The sequence below is a fragment of the Pseudomonas sp. QTF5 genome (assembly GCF_000512695.2).
GTDB lineage: Bacteria > Pseudomonadota > Gammaproteobacteria > Pseudomonadales > Pseudomonadaceae > Aquipseudomonas.
On record NZ_AZRW02000003.1, the window covers coordinates 153,431 to 171,919 of the forward strand.

Here is an 18,489-nt window from a genome sequence, read left to right on the forward strand (position 1 = left end):
ATGACCGGATCACAGCCCGCCGATGTGGAAGGCTTTGACTTCAAGGTATTCATCCAGGCCATATTTGCTGCCTTCACGGCCCAGACCCGATTGCTTGATACCACCGAACGGGGCGACTTCCATGGAAATGAGCCCGGTGTTGAGGCCGATCATGCCGAACTCCAGCGCCTCGCCGAACCGCCATGAACGGCGCAAGTCCTGGGTGAAGAAATAGGCACCCAAGCCATAAGGCGTGGCATTGGCCAGGGCCAGCGCCTCTTCCTCAGTGGTAAAACGCATCAGCGGTGCGACCGGACCGAAGGTTTCTTCGTTAGCCAGCAACATCCCGGCATGAGCCTCACCGAGCACCGTTGGCTGGACGAACTGGCTGTCGCCCTCAGGGATTCCGCCACAGAGCAGACGGGCTCCCTGACTCAGGGCATCGTCGATGTGCCGGGCGACCTTGCTCACCGCCGCCGCATTGATCAGCGGGCCGATGCTGACGTCGGCGTCCAGGCCGTTGCCGACCTTGAGCTTGCCCACCTCCTCCACCAGGCGCTGGGCGAAGCGCTCGTAAATCCCGTCCTGCACCAGAATCCGGTTGGCGCAAACGCATGTTTGTCCGGCGTTGCGAAACTTGCTGAGCATGATGCCAGCCACTGCCTGTTCCAGATCAGCGTCGTCGAACACAATGAACGGCGCGTTACCGCCCAGTTCCAGGCTCAAGCGCTTGATGTGTTCAGCACTCTGGCGCATCAGCAGGCGACCGACAGCGGTGGAACCGGTGAAGGAGATTTTGCGCACCGTCGGGTTGCCGGTCAGCTCTTCGCCGATGCCGGCGGGCATGCCGGTGACGACGTTGAACACCCCTGCCGGAATGCCGACCCGCTCGGCGAGTACGGCCAGAGCCAGGGCCGACAGCGGGGTCAGGTCCGAGGGTTTGACAATGATCGTACAGCCGGCAGCCAGGGCCGGCGCGCACTTGCGGGTGATCATCGCATTGGGGAAGTTCCACGGGGTGATCGCGGCGCAGACCCCGACCGGCTGTTTGAGCGTGAGCAAGCGACGGTCGCCGCCGGGGGCCGGGATGGTTTCGCCGTAGACCCGTCGGGCTTCTTCGGCGAACCATTTGACGAAGCCGGCACCGTAGCGAATTTCGCCCTTGGCTTCATTCAGCGGTTTGCCCTGTTCGCAGGTCATGATCAGCGCCAGGTCGTCGAGGTTGTCGATCATGGCCTGATACCAGCGCTCCAGCAGCGCCGCCCGTTCTGCCGCCGGGCGTGCGCGCCATGCCGGCCAGGCGCGGTCGGCGGATTCGATGGCGCGTCGGGTTTCGCTGCCTTGCATTGCGGGTACGCGGGCGAGCGACTGGCAGCTGGCCGGGTCGATGACGTCCAGGGTGTCGGCGTTGTCGGCGCTGATCCACTGACCGTCGATGTAAGCGAGTTCTACCAGCAGGCTGGGGTCTTTCAGGCGATTCTTGAGCATGGTGTCGAGTCCTGTTCCGAGACAGCCTTCAGTCTATTGGGTCGTCCCGGACGAGGATGCTGAAAGCGCCGCCCCAGCAGCCTTCGAATGCTGAAAATCGGTATTCAACGGCAGGCTCTACTGTTGGTGGGTGATGGATATTGTCGTCAGTCGATGCAGTGCTTGACGATGCCATTCAGTTCGCAGGGGCCAAGGCTCGGCGGCACTCGGTCGATTCACTGTCGGGGGTCTGGTGTTTTTGGAGTACATATCCATTTCTGCGGTAACGGCCGCTGGCGGAACCAATCGCCGCCGTGACCACAGAAACGGATATGTACACCGATCAAAATCGGGAAGCAAACAGAACTCTAAAGCCGCATCGAGCCCAACAACCCTTGCAGGAAGTGCTCGCCGGCTTCCATCTGGCTGATCTCAATGAACTCGTCAGGCTTGTGCGCCTGCTCTATCGAGCCCGGGCCGCAGACCACCACCGGCACATCCAGGCGCTGTTTGAACAACCCGCCCTCGGTGCCGAAGGAGACCTTGGCGGTGCCGGTATCCGGCGCTGCGAAGTTTTTCAGAAAGCGCACCGCTTCAACACTCGGGTGGGTATCGAGGCCGGGATAGACGTTCAGGGTTTCAATTTCGATATCCGCCACGCTGGACAGCTTTTTCGCTTCACGCACGATCACTTCGGCCCGTTCGCGCATCTGCCCCAGAAACTGATCCAGATCGTCCGCCGGCAAGTTACGCACTTCGAAATCCAGAGTGCACAGATTCGGCACTATGTTCAGCGCCTTGCCGCCGACAATCTGCCCGACATGCACGGTGCTGTAAGGCACGTCGTAATCGGTATCCTGAGCGCCCTGCTCTTGCAGTTGCTGCTGGCTCTGACGCAGTGCCGCGATGAAATCGCAGGCCACGTGAATCGCGTTGACCGAACGCGGCGCCAGCGAGGAATGCGCTTCCAGGCCGCGACAGTAAGTGCGGTAAGAACCCTTGCCCTTGTGCCCGAGCACGAACTGCATATTGGTCGGCTCACCGATCACGCACAAAAACGGCCGCACCGGCGCCAGGTGCAGCACGTCGAGCAAACGCCGCACGCCAACGCAGCCGATCTCTTCATCATGGGACAGCGCCAGTTGCAATGGCCGGTTCAAGGAATGGTCAGCGGCATCGAGCATGGCGTCGATGGCCAGCGCGATAAAGCCCTTCATATCGCAACTGCCACGCCCGTAAATCCGCCCGTCCTGCACCGTCGCCTGAAACGCCGGAAAGGTCCAGGCCTGCCCCGCTGCCGGTACCACATCGGTGTGCCCGGACAGCAAAATCCCCGGCACTTCCCGTGGACCGGTACTGGCGAACAGGTTGGCTTTTTTTCCGCTTTCATCCTTGACGATCAAGGACTCGATGCGCTTGGTCAGCAGCAGATCGCGCACGTACTCGTTCAAGGCCACATTCGACTCCGAAGAGACGGTGTCGAAAGCCATCAACCGTTTGAGAATGTCCAGTACGCGGGGTTTCATGAGACCTTGCTCCGTTGCTCGACTGAAGAAGCGAACCGGTTGATGGAGAACGGCGAAATCGAAGTGCTGGTGCTGCCGGTGCTGATCAGTTCCGCCATCACATCGCCCACCCCCGGCCCAAGCTGGAAGCCATGACCGCTGAAACCGAACGCATAGAACAAACCATCAACGGTGCCGCTCGGCCCCATGATCGGCAAAGAATCAGGCAGGTAACCTTCGATGCCACTCCATACCCGAATGATGTTCAGGTTGCCGACACCCGGCAGCAGGCGACGCATCTGATCCATCTGATTGAGAATGCTGCGCGGCTCGACATAGGCCCGGCGGTTGAGCATGTCTGGTTCACTGCGATAGCCGCCGCCAATGATGATGTTGCCGCGGGGGATCTGGCGGAAATAGATCACTTCCTCGGGAATTTTGGTGTAAACGCCGATCACCGTCGGCAAGGCGTAAGGCACTGGTTCGGTCACGGCCATTTGCGGGCCGTGGGTGTCCAGCGGCACCGGCTCGCCGAACTGCGCCGATAGCTTCTGGCCCCAGGCGCCGGCCGTAATCAGCAGGCGTTCGGCACTGAACTGGCGGCCGTCGGTGGTGCTGATGCTGAACTCGCCGCCGACCTTCTGCACCTCGGCCACTTCAGTGCGCTCTTCGATCCGCGCGCCGAGGCGTCGTGCCGCCCGGGCAAACGCCGGGGCCGCCAGACGCGGGTTGGCGTGACCATCGTGGGGAGCGTAGGAGCCGCCCTTCACGTCCGGGCCGAGAAACGCAAAACGCTTGTGCAACTCGTCGCCACGAAAGATCTTCAAGTCCAGCTGCTCCGCCTCAGGGGCATCTGCGTAGGCTTGCAGCTCGGCGATCTCGTCTTCGCGGTAACACACCCGCATATGCCCGCTGGCGATGAATTCGAGGTCATCGTCGATCAGCTCCGGCAAACGTTTCCATAACCCATACGAGCGATTGGCCAACTCAAGCTGCCCGAGATAACGCCCCTGACGACGAACATTGCCGAAGTTCACGCCGCTGGCGTACTGACCGATCTGATCGCGTTCCAGCAGAATCACCGACTGCCCGCGCTGACGCAGGAAGAACGCCGCCGCCGAGCCCATCAGGCCGCCGCCGACAATCACGACATCAGCTTTTTGTACTGTCATGGCGACACCTCCTCGGTGAGCATCGAAAGGGGTTTGACCGGCGCCTGTCCGCGCTGCCGACCGACCTGTTGCACGCTGACGTCCGCGGCGGCAGCAATCACCTCAGCCCCGGCCTGGGAGCAATAACGCCCCTGACAGCGGCCCATGCCAACCCGGCTGAAAGCCTTGGCCCGGTTAACTTCACAGGCACCCTTCTCACTGACAGTACGGCGCAACTCGCCGGCCGTGATCATTTCGCAACGGCAGACGATCGCTTCGTCCGGCAGCGCTTTGGCCTGGGCAGAAGGCCACGGAAACGCCTGGGCCAGGCCGAGACGAAACTGATCCATTACCGCCAACGCGTGCCGTTGTTCGTCGCGCAACCCGATGTTCACCGGTTGCTGCAGATCCTCCAGCAGCGCCATGGCCACCAGTCTCCCGGCGTGCTCGGCGGCATCGGCACCGCGAATTTTCGAACCGTCGCCGGCGGCATAGACACTGCTGACCGAGGTCCGGCCGTCTTCATCCGTGGCCAGCCACCATTGGCTCGACGCGTCATCGAAGCGCATACGGCAACCGGCCAGGTCGGCCAATTGGGTTTCCGGACGCAGGTGATAACCCAGCGCAACGGCATCACAATCCACCGTCAAGGTCTCACCGCGCGCCGTGTGCACGCGTACGCCACTGACACCATTAGCCGCATCGCCCAGCACTTGAAGCGGAGAAATGCCCAGATGCACCGGGATCTTCGCTCGATAGAGCTGCGCCAGCAGTTTCATCCCGGTGAACAGCAATCCGGGGCGCGCCAGCAGTTTCGGCAACGCGCCAATTCGCTTGCTCAACGGCGAAGTGTCGAGCACCGCCGCGACCTTGGCCCCGGCTTTCACATACTGACTGGCGACCAGATACAGCAACGGCCCGCTGCCCATGAACACCACGCGGTGGCCGATCGACACCGCTTGGGACTTGAGCGCTATCTGCGCCCCGCCGAGGCTGTAAGTGCCCGCCAATTGCCAGCCTTCGATTGGCATCAAGCGGTCAGTGGCGCCGGTGCACAGGATCAGGGCGTCGTAATCCACCGTCGAGTGCTTGCCCTGGCTGACGCAGCACAGTTGCCCCGGCGTCAGGTTCCACACCAGTGTGTCCGGACGATAATCGATCTGCCCGCGCAAGCGGTCGAAGCTCTGGTGCAGGTCGTTGGCCTTGGCGGCTTCGGTGCCATACAGCATGGCGTAATCGCGGGTAAAGCCTTCGGGTTGGCGACGGTAGATCTGCCCGCCATCCCGGCGATTCTCGTCGATCAGGATGGGCTTGAATCCAGCGGCGACCAGGGTTTCGGCACAACGTATGCCGGCCGGCCCGGCGCCGACGATAACGACTCGGTGAGTGCTCAGCCGCGCAGTGGCCATATCGCCTCCGGTTGTGTGGTGACAATATCCAGTCCTTCACGGACCTCAACGGAACAGGCGCGTAGACGCTCGCCGCTGCGGGCCCAGACCCAACAGTCCTGGCAAGCGCCCATCAGGCAGAAACCGGCGCGGCGGCCAGAATCGAACTCCGATTGGCGCAACGCTGAGCCCTGAGTCAGCAAGGCGACCATCAGCGTATCGCCCTGCAACGCCTCGATGGGCATGCCGTCTACCTTCAGTTTGACGATGGACCGGCCCTGTTCGGCCAGTCTGACGAAACGCCCGTTCATGCATAAGCTCCCACGGTCATGCTGTTGGAATCCTTCTGGGTTTTCAGCAACTCGGCACTGTCGTGATGACAAAGGACTTCACTGCCGCCAACAATCAAGTGACGGTCCGGCGGGACGCAATTGCACAGGCCATCAACCCTCACCGGGCAACGATTGAGGAACGTGCACAGCCCAGGCGCATTGGCTTTTGCACCAATGGGCGGCAGCGTGCCGCAGGTCGTTGTTCCGCAGCCTTCCAACCAGCCCTGGCGCAACTCCGGCACCGAATGGATCAACAGGTCGGTATAAGGATGGAACGGCGCCTCAGCATACGACTGGCGAGTGCCGGACTGAATCTTGTGGCCGCTGTACATCACCACAATGTCGTCGCATAGCGCTCGCACGGTGGAGATGTCATGGCTGATGAACAGATAGGAAACGCCCAGCTCCTGACGCAGATCGCGTAGCAGTTCGAGAATCGCCGCGCCCACCACGGTATCCAGTGCCGACGTTACCTCGTCGCACAGAATCAGATCCGGCTTGGCGGCCAGGGCCCGGGCCAGATTGACCCGTTGTTTTTGCCCGCCGGACAGTTCGTTCGGACGACGCTCAGCCATCGCGCGCGGCAAACGAACGAGATCCAGCAACTCGTCGATACGCTGACGCAGTGCGGCGCCCTTGAGACCGAAATACATCTTCAGCGGACGACTCAGAATCGTGCTGACGCTGTGCATCGGATTGAGTGCGGTGTCGGCGTTCTGGAAGACCATTTGAATGCGTCGGAACTGCTCGTCGGTGCGCGACGACAGGCTGCCCCCCAAGGGCTGGCCATCGAAGGTCAGTCCGCCAAGGGCCGGCTCCAATAATCCGGCCACGACCCGCGCCAGTGTCGACTTGCCAGAGCCCGACTCACCGATCACCCCGATGGCCTGGCCTCTGCGAACCGTCAGGTCGATCTCTTCCAGCACGCGAATGGCCGGCATGCCTTGCGCGTTCTTGTTGCCGTAACCGGCGGTCAGGCCCTGAATGGTCAGCAATGGCGTCTCTTCGGCGATGCCGCAAGGCGGACGAATCGTCGTGTCCGGCCGCGCCGCTGCCAACAAACTGCGGGTGTATTCGTGGGCCGGACCTTGGAGCAAGGGCGCCGTGGCGCTCTGTTCGAAGATCTCGCCGCCATTGAGCACCACGATCTGGTCAGCCATTTGCGCGACCACGGCCAGGTCATGGGAAACGTAGACCGCCGTCGCGCCGCGTTCGCGCACCACCCGTTTGAAGGCGCGCAGCACATCGATCTGGGTCGTCACATCAAGTGCCGTCGTCGGTTCGTCGAGCACCACCAGCAGCGGATCGCTGATCAGCGCCATGGCCGCCATCACCCGTTGCAGTTGTCCGCCGGAGACTTGATGGGGGTAGCGCTGACCAATGTGATCGGGATCAGGCAGAGCCAGATCGCGGAACAACTCGATGGCTTTGGCCTCAAGCACAGCCCGGCTGCCCAGACCATGAATCAATGCGCCCTCCACCACTTGGTCGATAAGCTTTTTCGCCGGGTTGAACGCCGCTGCGGCGCTCTGAGCGATGTACGACACACGGTTGCCGCGCAAGCCTTGCAGCTCGCTTTCGCTCAACGCCAGCATATCGTGTTCGCCGATTTGCACCACGCCGCCCGCCAGCCGACACCCACGGCGGGCATAACCGAGCAACGCCAGGGCGATGGTGGTCTTGCCGGAGCCAGACTCACCGATCAACGCCAATACCTCACCTTTTTCCAGGGAGAAGCTCACGCCCTTGACGATTTCCACCTCACCGAGCTCGCCACAGGCGACCACTCGCAGGTCCTGAACTCGAATTAATTCGCTCATTTCAATGGCCTCCCGAACGTCGACTACGTCGCGACGACAGCCGGTCGATAAACAGATTCACACCGATGGTCAGGGTGCCAATGGCCAGGGCCGGAATCACGATGGCTGGCGCGCCCTGATTAAGGCCGCCGATGTTCTCGCGCACCAGCGAGCCGAGGTCGGCATCCGGCGGCTGCACACCCAGGCCCAGAAAGCTCATGCCGCTGAGCAGGAGCACGATGAAACCGAAGCGCAAGCCCAGGTCCGTCAGCACCGGGTTGAGCATGTTCGGCAGGATTTCCACGCAGGCGATGTACAGCCGACGCTCGCCGCGAGTACGGGCCACTTGCACGTATTCCAGGGCTTCGATATTCACCGCCATGCTGCGGGCGATACGGAACGCGCCCGGGGTGAAGCTCAATACCGCCGTGCAGATCAGCAAGGTGACCGAGGAGCCGAAGGCCGAGACCATGATCAGCGCCAGCATCTTGCTGGGGATCGAAATGAAAGCGTCCATCAGTCGACTGATCAGTTCATCCAGCCACTTCGGTGACACCACCGACAACAATGCACAACTGGTCCCCAGACTGCTGGCCAACACAGCGGCAATCAACGCCAGGCCGACGGTGAAGCGTGCGCCGACGAGGATCCGGCTGAGCATGTCGCGGCCCAGGTAATCGGTGCCGAACGGGTAAGCAGCGCTCAGGTTGTCGAAGACATTATCAGAGACCACTTGCCCCACCGGATGCGGTGCCAGCCATGGGCCGAAGATGGCCACCAGCACCCAGATCACACACATCGCAGCGCCGATCAGGCCGAGCCAGGACGATCCGTGGGAAACCTTGCCCAGCGCCAATTTGGTAGTAGCCGGCGATTTCACAATGAGATTGTTCATTGGTTTCTCAGCCTCGGATTGGAAAGAATCGCGCACAGGTCGGCAATCAGCACCAACGTCAAATACGCCGTACAAAACAACATGGTGCAGGCTTGAACCAAGGCCATGTCGCGATTGGTCACGGCATCGACCATCAGGCTGGCGATGCCGGGATAGTTGAAGATCGTTTCAACGATCACCACGCCGCCCAACAGGTAGGACAGGCTCAGGGCGATGGCATTGGCGATCGGGCCGATGGCATTGGGCAAGGCATGGCGCAGGACGATCCGAATCTTGCTGACACCTTTGAGCCGGGCCATTTCCACGTAAGGGCTGTCGAGCTGATCGATCACCGCTGCCCGGGTCATGCGCGCCATTTGCGCGACAATCACGCAGCACAACGTCATCACCGGCAACGCGTAAGTACGCATGAATTGCCAGGGTGAAGTGATGTCACTGGCGTAGGACAGCGCCGACAACCAGCCCAGGTTCACCGCGAAAATCAGTACCGCCAGGGTCGCGACCAGAAACTCCGGTACCGCCACCATGGTCAAGGTGAAAAAGCTGAGGAAGCTGTCGATGCGCCCGCCCCGGCCCATGGCCGAACCAATGCCCAGAATCAACGCCACCGGCACTGACACCAACGCCGTGGCGGCCGCCAGCATCAGGGTGTTGGGCAAACGCCCGGCCATCAAGTCACTGACCGGCATGGCGTTGGACACTGACAACCCCATGTCACCGCTAAGCAGGCTCATCAACCAGTGCAGGTAACGCAACACACCGGGCTGATCCAGCCCCATTTTCAGGCGCAAGGCTGCCACTTGTTCCGGCGTGGCGAACTGCCCCAGAGACTGTTGCGCCGCGTCCCCCGGCAGCACCGCCGTGATGGCGAAAACCACCATAGACACAATCAACAAGGTCACGATCGCCGCGCCCACGCGCCGGCCGATCAACCACAGTGTGTTGCTATTCATCACCCAATCCTCATGCAATGTAGCTGCAGCAAAAACCCGACTTTCATCAAGCGTCCAGCCAGATCTGCTCGGCAAACATGTAACCCATGAAACCGCCCAGAGGGTTGGTGCCGTAGCCTTTGACTCGCTGATCGGAGCCATCGATGTTGCTGATGAACACCGGCACACCGATACCGCTGTGCTCATGCACCAGGGCTTGCATGTCGGCGTACATCTTGCCGCGCTTGGCCTCGTCGGTTTCGCCTCGGGCTTGTACCAGCAGCTGGTCGAACTGATCGTTTTTCCAGCCGGACTCGTTCCAGGGTGCTGTCGACTGGAAGAACTGCGAGAAAAGCATGTCGGCATTCGGCCGCGGGTTGATGTTGCCGAAACTCAGCGGGTGCTTCGCCCAATGGTTGGACCAGTAGCCATCGCTCGGCAGGCGGTTGACGTCGAGCTTCAGCCCGGCCTGTTTGGCTGACTGCTGCAGCAGCACAGCGATGTCCACCGAACCGGTCGCGGCCGGCGAGCACATCAGCGGCATGGTGATGCTTTCCATCCCGGCCTTTTTGAGCAGGAACTTGGCTTTTTCCGGGTCGTAGGCACGTTGTGGCAAATCGGCGTTGAAGAAGCGTGCACCGGGTGCGATCGGGTGGTCGTTGCCGACCCTGGCGTAGCCCCGGAATATCGCCGACTTGATCTGTTCCCGATCCAGCAGCAATTTCATGGCCTCGGTGAATTCCGGGCTTTTGCCCGGCAGTTGGTCCTGACGGATGATCAGGTCGGTGTAGTTACCCGACGGCGAGTCCACGACCCGATGCTTGGTGCTGGCCTTGATACGAATCGTTGAGCGCGGGTTTACCTCGTTGACGATGTGTACGTCGCCCGACAACAGGGCGTTGATCCGTGATGGCTCATCGGCAATGGCGATAAATTCGATCTCATCCAGATACGGCAAGCCGGGTTTCCAGTAATTGGTATTGCGCACACCAATCGAACGCACCCCGGGCTTGAACTCCTTGGCCTTGAACGGGCCGGTTCCGATGCCCTGGCTGAAATCGCTCGTCCCCTCGGGAACGATCAACATGTGAGAGATGGCAAGAACCGATGGCAGTTCAGCATTGGGGCCGCTCAACTGTATCTGCACTTCATGGGTGCCGTTGGCCTTGACTTCGGCGAACTGCGACGCCAGCGGCAGGACCTTGGAACCGGTGATTGGATCCTTGTGCCGCAACAGGGAAAACACCACGTCGGCGGCGGTCAGAGGCTTGCCGTTGTGGAAGACCACTTCCTTGCGCAGGGTGATTACCCAGAGCGTGGCGTCAGTGGTGTCGATACGCTCGGCCAACTCCAGTTGCGGCACCATATGGCTGTCGAAACGCGTCAGGCCGTTGTAGAACATGTAATGGCGCACGTAGTCGGTGGACGATGAACCTTTGGCCGGGTCCAGGGTGTCGGCGGTGGAACTGGACGAGCCTGCGACACGGATACGACCGCCGGGTTTGCCTTTTCCAGGGCTTGCCGTTTCATCATCGGCAAACAGCTTGCCGGCGGCGCCGAACAGGCTGCCGGCGCCCGCGACGGCCACCCCTGCCAACCCCAACATTTGCAATGCATTGCGGCGTGACATGCCGCGATTGAGCCCTTCAAAAACACGCAGACTTTCTTCACCTGTGATCAACCGGGAGTCGATATTCTTTTTATCGTCAGTCATGTCAGTCCTACCTTTCGCAAATGATAAGGCTCAAGTGCTGGCGATTAAGCGCAGCGTGATGAAACGTAAAAATGAGAAGCAACCACATGAACTCAGTGTAGGTAGTCCTGCAGGCGGTAATACGCACCGACCAAGGGCAGGAACCAGGGCTTGCCGAAATGTCCGGGAATCGCCGGCCAGTCGAGTTCACGCCAGGGGTTGGCCTCGACCTTGCCGGCCATGACCTCGGCCATGACCTGCCCCATGTGCACCGACATCTGTACCCCATGACCGCTGTAACCCATGGAGTAATAAACGCCTCCATGCTGGCCGGCCCGGGGCAACCGATCAGAGGTCATGTCCACCAATCCACCCCAGCAATAGTCGATCTTCACGCTAGCCAGTTGCGGAAACATCTGCACCATTGCCGCTTGCAACACTTTGCCGCTCTTGGCGTCGGAAACGCTGTCAGACATGGCAAACCGCGCACGACCGCCAAACAGCAAGCGGTTGTCCGGCGTCAGGCGGAAGTAGTTACCAATCATGCGGCTGGTGACATAGGAACGCCGTGCCGGTAGCAAGCTGTCGATCAGGGCCTGCGGTAGCACCTCGGTGGCGATCACGAAACTGCCCACCGGCACGATCCGCCGCCGATACCAGCCCAATCCGCCCTGCTGACATGTGCCGGTGGCCAGCAGAACCTGTTTGGCATGCAGCGAGCCCTTGGTGGTGTTGACCTGATAGCCGCCGGCACGGGCTTTCCAGTCCGTCACCGACACGCCTTGAAAGATCAACGCGCCGTGACGTGCTGCCGCTTCGGCCAGACCGACACCGAAGCGCCCGACGTGCATCTGCACGCCGTTGCGCTGCAGCAAGCCTCCATGGAATTCGGCCGAGTTGACTTCAGCACGGGTCTCTTGCGCAGACAGCAATTCGACTTCGGCATCGACCTCACGCCGAATCAATTCGCAGGTGCGCGCCAGGCCTTCGTAATGCATCGGTTTGGCGGCCAGCTTGAGTTTGCCATCGCGCTTGAGGTCGCAGGCAATCTGCTCCTGCTCCACCAGCGAGACGACGCTCTGCACGGCGCTTTCATAGGCCAGGTAATAGGCTCGCGCTTTATCAGCGCCGAGGCTGGCGCTGAGCGCCGCGTAATCCTGGGCAACGCCGGTGTTGCACTGACCGCCATTGCGCCCCGAAGCCTCGCCAATCACCCGCCCCGCTTCCAGCACCACCACACTGGCCCCCTTCAAGGCCAGGGCCCGGGCCGCCGCCAGGCCGGTGAGACCACCACCGACGATGGCCACATCGACCTGCCCGGGCAACCCGCCGAGCTGGGCACCGGTGAATACCGGTGCGGTATCGAGCCAATAGGACTCACTGCCCATGTCTAACCCCTTTTGCCTTGAAGAGTGCCGTGAGACTCAGAGACCGACCAACCCGGCCAACCCGCCGATATCCGGGATCTGGTGGTAGCCATAGACCGCATTCGCCGGTTGTTCATGACCACGGGCAACGAAGGCTTTGTGCTTGATCTTCATGTCGTGGGCCGACATCAGGTCATAACGGAAGCTCGAGGACACATGCAGAACGTCCTCCGGCCCGCAGCCGAGGTTGTCGAGCATGAACTCGAAGGCGGCAAGGCGTGGCTTGTAGGCCTGAGCTTGCTGAGCGGTGAAGACTTTATGGAAAGGCGCGCCGAGCTTGTCGACGTTGGACATGATCTGCTCGTCCATCGCGTTGGAGAAAATTACCAGCGGAATCTTGTCGGCGATTTTCGCCAGGCCGGCCGGTACGTCGGCATGTGGGCCCCACGTCGGTACGGCGTCGTAATAGAGTTGGCCTTCGCCTTTGTACTCGATGCCCCAACGTTTGCAGACCCGCGCCAGAGAGGTCTTGATAATCTCATCATACGGCCGCCAGTCACCCATCACCTGATCCAGACGATAGGCGGAGAAGTCCTTGACGAACTGATCCATTTGCCCGGCAGGGACACGATCGGCGAACAGCTCGCGCGTCATGTTTCCCATTTGGAAGTTGGTCAACGTGCCGTAGCAGTCAAAGGTAATAAACTTGGGTCGAAGAAAGCTCATGAGTGCAGTCCTGAATGATGGTTGAGGTCATGACGGGGCAAGCAGTTACTCCGTTCGAGAAGCATCGGGGGTAACGCTGCATCACGAAATTATTACAACACCAAGAGACCCTGCATAAATCGTTAAAAGTATAGGTTGCGTGGCACAAACCACCGTTTTGCAGGGCTTGCTCAGCAGACTGTGCGGGATGCTCCAGACTCGGGCGCTGCCCTCCTTTTTCTGAGCTTTGTGGGCCGTTATAGCGCGCCGGCGAACTCCCGGAACCCAACATGCGGCAGAATCTACCTGCGCAACGAGAACGGGCGCATCCCCCTGAGGAACGCGCCCGTTTATTGTTTTTACGAGGGAGTGACGCGGCCTTTCCTCAGAATTCCGCGACCTTGCCCCACGCCGAAGACTGGAATCGGTCCGGGTGATAGAGACGAGGATCAACCAAGGGATCGCTGTCGCTGACAATGTCGGCGATTAAGTGGCCAGCACCAGGGCCGATGCCGAAGCCATGGGCACTGACCCGGCCGCAAGGGTGAAGTTACGTTGATGCAAAGTTAGCCTGGCAGATACAGCAGATTATCCCTTGCAAACTTAAAGAACGGCACATTTTGTCTGGGCCGCTTTGTTAGCTTATTGATGACCACCCTCTGCTGCTCGCAGTGCCTATTACCGCTCTAAGGAGCTAGTTGGATGACAACACAATCTTCGAATAGCTACAGCGTTGATCCGCAAACGTCTCACACGTTTTATATCAATGGCTGTTGGTCTTCCCCGGCAGTCCCGGCCAGTTTGCCGGTGGTCAATCCGGCAACTGAAGAGGTTGTTGCGCACGTCGCACAAGGGTCCGCCGAGGATGTTGATCGGGCAGTCGCTGCAGCTCGTGCAGCATTTGCTGGTTGGTCTGCCACCTCGGCAGCATCGCGCGCGCTTTTCCTTGGAAAGATCTATGACCTCATCCTTGAACGAAAAGAAGTGCTCGCGCAGGCGATCTCTTTCGAAATGGGCGCAGCCATCGGTTCCGCACGGGCAATGCAAGTGCCTCTGGCGGCCGAACACGTTCGGGTCGCACGTGATCTTCTGTCCACCTATCGTTTCCAAACGGTTGAAGGCGACACGGCGATTGAACGCGAACCAATAGGCGTCTGCGGCCTCATCACTCCGTGGAACTGGCCGCTTTATCAAATCACTGCGAAAGTCGCCCCGGCTATTGCGGCCGGATGCACAGTGGTCCTGAAACCCAGCGAACTGTCGCCTATGAGCGCCCTTCTTTTTGCCCAACTGGTGCATGACGCAGGCGTTCCACCGGGCGTGTTCAACCTTGTGAATGGAAGTGGTTCCGAGGTCGGCGCAGCCATGGCGGCGCACCCTGATATCGATATGATTTCGATTACCGGCTCAAACCGCGCGGGCGCGCTGGTCGCACAGGCGGCCGCCCATACAGTGAAGCGCGTCACGCAAGAGCTCGGAGGCAAGTCGCCGAATCTAATGCTTCCCGACGCCGATTTCGCCAAAGCCGTCCCGCTGGGCGTGATGTCTGCGTTTCGCAACGTCGGTCAATCGTGCAGCGCCCCGACAAGAATGATCGTTCCAAAAGATCGGCTGGCGGAGGTCGAATCGCTGGCGGCCGCAACCGCCAATGCGATCATCGTGGGTGATCCGCAATCGGAGGATACGGTACTCGGCCCCATTGCCAACGAGGCCCAGTTCAATCGCGTGCAAGCAATGATCGAAGCCGGCCTGAGTGAAGGCGCAAAACTCGTATGTGGCGGACCAGGACGTGTAGCGGGTTATGAAATAGGCTTCTACACCCGACCGACTATTTTTTCGGAGGTGGATTCGGCCATGCGCATCGCTCAAGAAGAAATTTTTGGTCCGGTGCTGTGCATCATCCCGTATGAAACGATCGATGAGGCGGTTGCTATCGCCAATGATACGGTCTACGGGCTGGGCGCCCATGTTCAGGCTCAGAACCTTGATCTTGCACGTGCAGTTGCCTCTCGTATCCGCGCGGGACAAGTGCATCTGAATTACCCCGCCTGGAATCCAATGGCTCCGTTCGGTGGCTACAAGCGCTCTGGTAATGGTCGTGAGTACGGTGTCTACGGCTTTGAAGAGTACTTGGAAACCAAAGCAATCATGGGATTTGGCGGGCCTGATAGTCCTTCACGCACGTAGAACCCGTCTAGCGGCCAGTATTCTGATTTAACGTCAGGCCGTGAGGTTATTGCCTCACAGCCTGCTCGGCACAAACCAAAACGCCGCTCAAAGAGCGGCGTTTTTGCGTTTGGAGCGCAATACAAGATTCACCTGTATTTTGCGCGCCTCAGGCGTTTCAGCTCCAGGGACGGTCTCCATTCTCATCCTTGATGCGGGTCGGCAGGCCCATCACATCCAGCGCCTTGAGGAACGGCTCGGCCGGCAGTTCCTCGACGTTGGCCATGCGCCGCACATCCCACTCGCCGCGCGCGACCAGCAGGGCTGCCGCCACCGGTGGCACGCCAGCGGTATAGGAAATGCCCTGGCTGTCGGTTTCTGCGTAGGCTTCCTCGTGGTCGGCCACGTTGTAGATGAACACTTCGCGCGGCTGGCCATCCTTGGTGCCTTTTACCAGGTCGCCGATGCAGGTCTTGCCGGTGTAGCCAGGTGCCAGCGAGCTCGGATCAGGGAGCACGGCCTTGACCACTTTCAGCGGAACGACTTCCAGGCCTTCAGCGGTTTTGACCGGTTGCTCGGAGAGCAGGCCAAGGTTCTTGAGTACGGTGAACACATTGATGTAGTGCTCGCCAAAGCTCATCCAGAAACGCACGTTGGGCACGCCGAGGTTCTTCGACAGGGAGTGCACTTCATCGTGGCCGGTCAGGTACAGATTCTGCGCCCCTACGACCGGCAGGTCGTCGGTGCGTTTGACTTCGAACATCGTGTTGCTGGTCCACTGACTGTTCTGCCAGCTCCACACTTGTCCGGTGAATTCGCGGAAGTTGATTTCCGGGTCGAAATTGGTGGCGAAATACTTGCCATGGGAACCGGCATTGACGTCGAGGATGTCGATCGAGTCAATACGGTCGAAATACTGTTGCTGCGCCAGCGCTGCATAGGCGTTGACCACACCCGGGTCGAAGCCCACACCGAGGATGGCGGTGATGTTCTTCTCTTTGCACTCCTCGAGGTGCTTCCACTCGTAGTTGCCGTACCAGGGCGGCGTCTCGCAGACTTTGCCCGGTTCTTCGTGAATGGCGGTGTCCAGGTAGGCCGCACCGGTATCGATACAGGCACGCAGTACCGACATGTTGAGGAAGGCGGAACCAACGTTGATGACGATCTGCGATCCGGTTTCACGGATCAGCGCCTTGGTCGCCTCGACGTCCAGAGCATTCAGCGAGAAGGCCTTGATGTCGGCGGGCTGCTTGAGGCTGCCCTTGGCCTTGACGCTGTCGATGATGGCCTGGCATTTGGAGATGTTGCGCGACGCGATAGCAATACGACCGAGTTCATCGTTGTGCTGCGCGCACTTGTGGGCCACCACCTTGGCGACACCTCCTGCACCAATGATAAGCACGTTCTTCTTCAATTTTTCTCTCTCTCCTTTTCTGCCAGCTTACGAAAGGCTGGACATGTAGTCGTTGTAACCAAACTCACGAACCACCTCAACACTACCGTCGAGTTGTTTCACTACGATGGACGGCATTTTCAGGCCGTTGAACCAGTTCTTCTTGACCATGGTGTAACCCGCTGCGTCGATGAACGACAGCCGATCGCCGATCGCCAAGGGACGATCGAATTGATACTCACCGAAAATATCGCCGGCCAGGCAGGATTTGCCGCACACCATGTAGGTGTGTTCGCCTTCGCTGGGCGCCAGCTTGGCATTCAGGCGATAGATCAGCAGATCGAGCATGTGCGCCTCGATGGAGCTGTCCACTACGGCCAGGTGCTTGCCGTTGTAGAGGGTGTCGAGCACGGTGACTTCCAGCGACGCGCTCTGGGTGATGGCGGCTTCGCCCGGCTCCAGGTAGACCTGCACGCTGTATTTTTGCGAAAAGGCCTTGAGCCGCGCGCAGAACGCGTCGATCGCGTAGCCTTCACCGGTGAAGTGAATGCCGCCGCCCAGGCTGACCCACTCGACCTTGTGCAGCAGATGGCCGAACCGCTCTTCGATGGTGCACAGCATCTGGTCGAACAGGCCGAAGTCGGCGTTCTCGCAGTTGTTGTGGAACATGAAGCCCGAGATCTGCTCGATGACCTGCTCTATCTTCACCGGATCCCACTCGCCCAGACGGCTGAACGGCCGCGCCGGATCGGCTAGCAGGTAATCCGAGCTGCTCACCTGCGGATTGACCCGCAGACCGCGCACCTTGCCTGCTGAAGCCTCAGTGTAGCGCTGCAACTGACCGATGGAGTTGAAGATGATCTTGTCGCAGTTGTCGAGCATCTCCTCGATCTCGTCGTCGGCCCAGGCCACGCTGTAGGCGTGGGTCTCGCCAGCGAACTTCTGGCGACCGAGCTTGAGCTCATAGAGCGAAGACGACGTGGTGCCGTCCATGTATTGCTGCATCAGGTCGAACACCGACCAGGTGGCGAAGCACTTGAGTGCCAGCAGGGCCTTCGCCCCGGACTGTTCGCGCACATAAGCGATCTTCTGCATGTTCGCCAGCAGCTTTTGTTTGTCGATGAGGTAGTACGGCGTCTTGATCATTTCGAGGCCTCCGGCAAGGCTAGCCAAAAAAAGGATGCGCATTGTGCCCTCACTGACTGCATATCGAAAGAGCAGAAAGCCCAATTCGCTGAGTTGTCCTGAACTGGATCCGGGAGCGTGTTTGATTATTCCAGTAGAGAATCAGACGCAGCGCGCGACCCTCTGTATGACACGCACCAGCATTGACAGCGCCAACCAGATACAGACGATAAATGAAAGCTCCCCTGACTTGCTAAATAGGTTGATGTCGGCGGAAAGCATCGTGAACAGGTTCTCGCAACAGTTCCTCATCCATAGCCTGGTTAAAAAACTTATAAATCGAACCGCGATTAAAAATAACCAAAACAGTATCGACCTTCCGACCCGCCACTGTTTAAACCAGCAGCAACCCTGACTTCATTGACAGCCTGCCTAATAAGTAGATACACGCCAATCATTTAAACTGCATAACACTTTCCGACTGTTATTACACACTTCAATGACGCCATCAGGAGAACTCTTTTAACATGGCGCACTCGCCAATTCGCCGACATAAAAAACGCCCGAGCGTTCAACTCATGCCCGCCAGCGC

At 59.8% G+C, this 18,489-nt stretch carries 14 protein-coding genes and 1 pseudogene; 1 reads left to right on the plus strand and 14 read right to left on the minus strand.

All coding sequences use genetic code 11. From position 1 onward, the window contains the following. Positions 1-9: 9 nt before the first annotated feature. The 12 genes and pseudogenes from IC37_RS03655 to IC37_RS30330 form a co-directional block, all read right to left on the minus strand. Positions 10-1,467, minus strand: a complete 1,458-nt coding sequence (locus IC37_RS03655) for an NAD-dependent succinate-semialdehyde dehydrogenase (RefSeq protein WP_030128885.1) — start codon at positions 1,465-1,467, stop codon at positions 10-12. Positions 1,468-1,814: 347 nt separating this feature from the next. Then, on the minus strand, positions 1,815-2,972 hold the full coding sequence (gene argE, locus IC37_RS03660; protein WP_030128886.1) for an acetylornithine deacetylase: 1,158 nt from the start codon (positions 2,970-2,972) through the stop codon (positions 1,815-1,817). Next, the gene (locus IC37_RS03665; protein WP_030128887.1) at positions 2,969-4,123 is read right to left on the minus strand and encodes an FAD-binding oxidoreductase; all 1,155 of its coding nucleotides are present in this window, start codon (positions 4,121-4,123) and stop codon (positions 2,969-2,971) included. The genes argE and IC37_RS03665 overlap by 4 nt, the downstream gene beginning before the upstream one ends. Further along, a complete protein-coding gene (locus IC37_RS03670; RefSeq protein ID WP_030128888.1) occupies positions 4,120-5,511 on the minus strand; it encodes an NAD(P)/FAD-dependent oxidoreductase in 1,392 nt (463 codons plus the stop codon). The genes IC37_RS03665 and IC37_RS03670 overlap by 4 nt, the downstream gene beginning before the upstream one ends. Further along, complete coding sequence (locus IC37_RS03675) at positions 5,493-5,801, minus strand: (2Fe-2S)-binding protein (protein WP_030128889.1); 309 nt, start codon at positions 5,799-5,801, stop codon at positions 5,493-5,495. The genes IC37_RS03670 and IC37_RS03675 overlap by 19 nt, the downstream gene beginning before the upstream one ends. Then, complete coding sequence (locus IC37_RS03680; RefSeq protein ID WP_030128890.1) at positions 5,798-7,642, minus strand: ABC transporter ATP-binding protein; 1,845 nt, start codon at positions 7,640-7,642, stop codon at positions 5,798-5,800. The genes IC37_RS03675 and IC37_RS03680 overlap by 4 nt, the downstream gene beginning before the upstream one ends. A 1-nt stretch (position 7,643) precedes the next feature. Then, on the minus strand, positions 7,644-8,516 hold the full coding sequence (locus IC37_RS03685) for an ABC transporter permease (RefSeq protein ID WP_030128891.1): 873 nt from the start codon (positions 8,514-8,516) through the stop codon (positions 7,644-7,646). After that, complete coding sequence (locus IC37_RS03690) at positions 8,513-9,469, minus strand: ABC transporter permease (RefSeq protein WP_030128892.1); 957 nt, start codon at positions 9,467-9,469, stop codon at positions 8,513-8,515. Before IC37_RS03690 ends, IC37_RS03685 begins: the two co-directional genes overlap by 4 nt. A 46-nt stretch (positions 9,470-9,515) precedes the next feature. After that, positions 9,516-11,162, minus strand: coding sequence for an ABC transporter substrate-binding protein (locus tag IC37_RS03695; RefSeq protein ID WP_030128893.1), 1,647 nt, complete (start codon positions 11,160-11,162; stop codon positions 9,516-9,518). 92 nt (positions 11,163-11,254) lie between these two features. Then, on the minus strand, positions 11,255-12,529 hold the full coding sequence (locus IC37_RS03700) for an FAD-binding oxidoreductase (RefSeq protein WP_030128894.1): 1,275 nt from the start codon (positions 12,527-12,529) through the stop codon (positions 11,255-11,257). Between the two features lie 36 nt (positions 12,530-12,565). Beyond that, on the minus strand, positions 12,566-13,234 hold the full coding sequence (locus IC37_RS03705; RefSeq protein WP_030128895.1) for a haloacid dehalogenase type II: 669 nt from the start codon (positions 13,232-13,234) through the stop codon (positions 12,566-12,568). Between the two features lie 364 nt (positions 13,235-13,598). Further along, positions 13,599-13,742: pseudogene (locus tag IC37_RS30330) on the minus strand (D-amino-acid oxidase); the annotation flags it as partial. Between the two features lie 173 nt (positions 13,743-13,915). On the opposite strand from IC37_RS30330, the gene IC37_RS03715 reads away from it, so the two are divergent. Then, positions 13,916-15,400 (plus strand): aldehyde dehydrogenase family protein, encoded by a 1,485-nt coding sequence (locus IC37_RS03715; RefSeq protein ID WP_030128896.1) that lies wholly within the window; start codon positions 13,916-13,918, stop codon positions 15,398-15,400. Positions 15,401-15,557: 157 nt separating this feature from the next. Here IC37_RS03715 and IC37_RS03720 read toward each other — a convergent pair whose 3' ends face one another. Both IC37_RS03720 and nspC read right to left on the minus strand, forming a co-directional pair. Beyond that, on the minus strand, positions 15,558-16,793 hold the full coding sequence (locus IC37_RS03720) for a saccharopine dehydrogenase family protein (protein WP_030128897.1): 1,236 nt from the start codon (positions 16,791-16,793) through the stop codon (positions 15,558-15,560). A gap of 27 nt (positions 16,794-16,820) precedes the next feature. Further along, positions 16,821-17,918, minus strand: a complete 1,098-nt coding sequence (gene nspC, locus IC37_RS03725) for a carboxynorspermidine decarboxylase (RefSeq protein ID WP_030128898.1) — start codon at positions 17,916-17,918, stop codon at positions 16,821-16,823. Positions 17,919-18,489 lie beyond the last annotated feature (571 nt).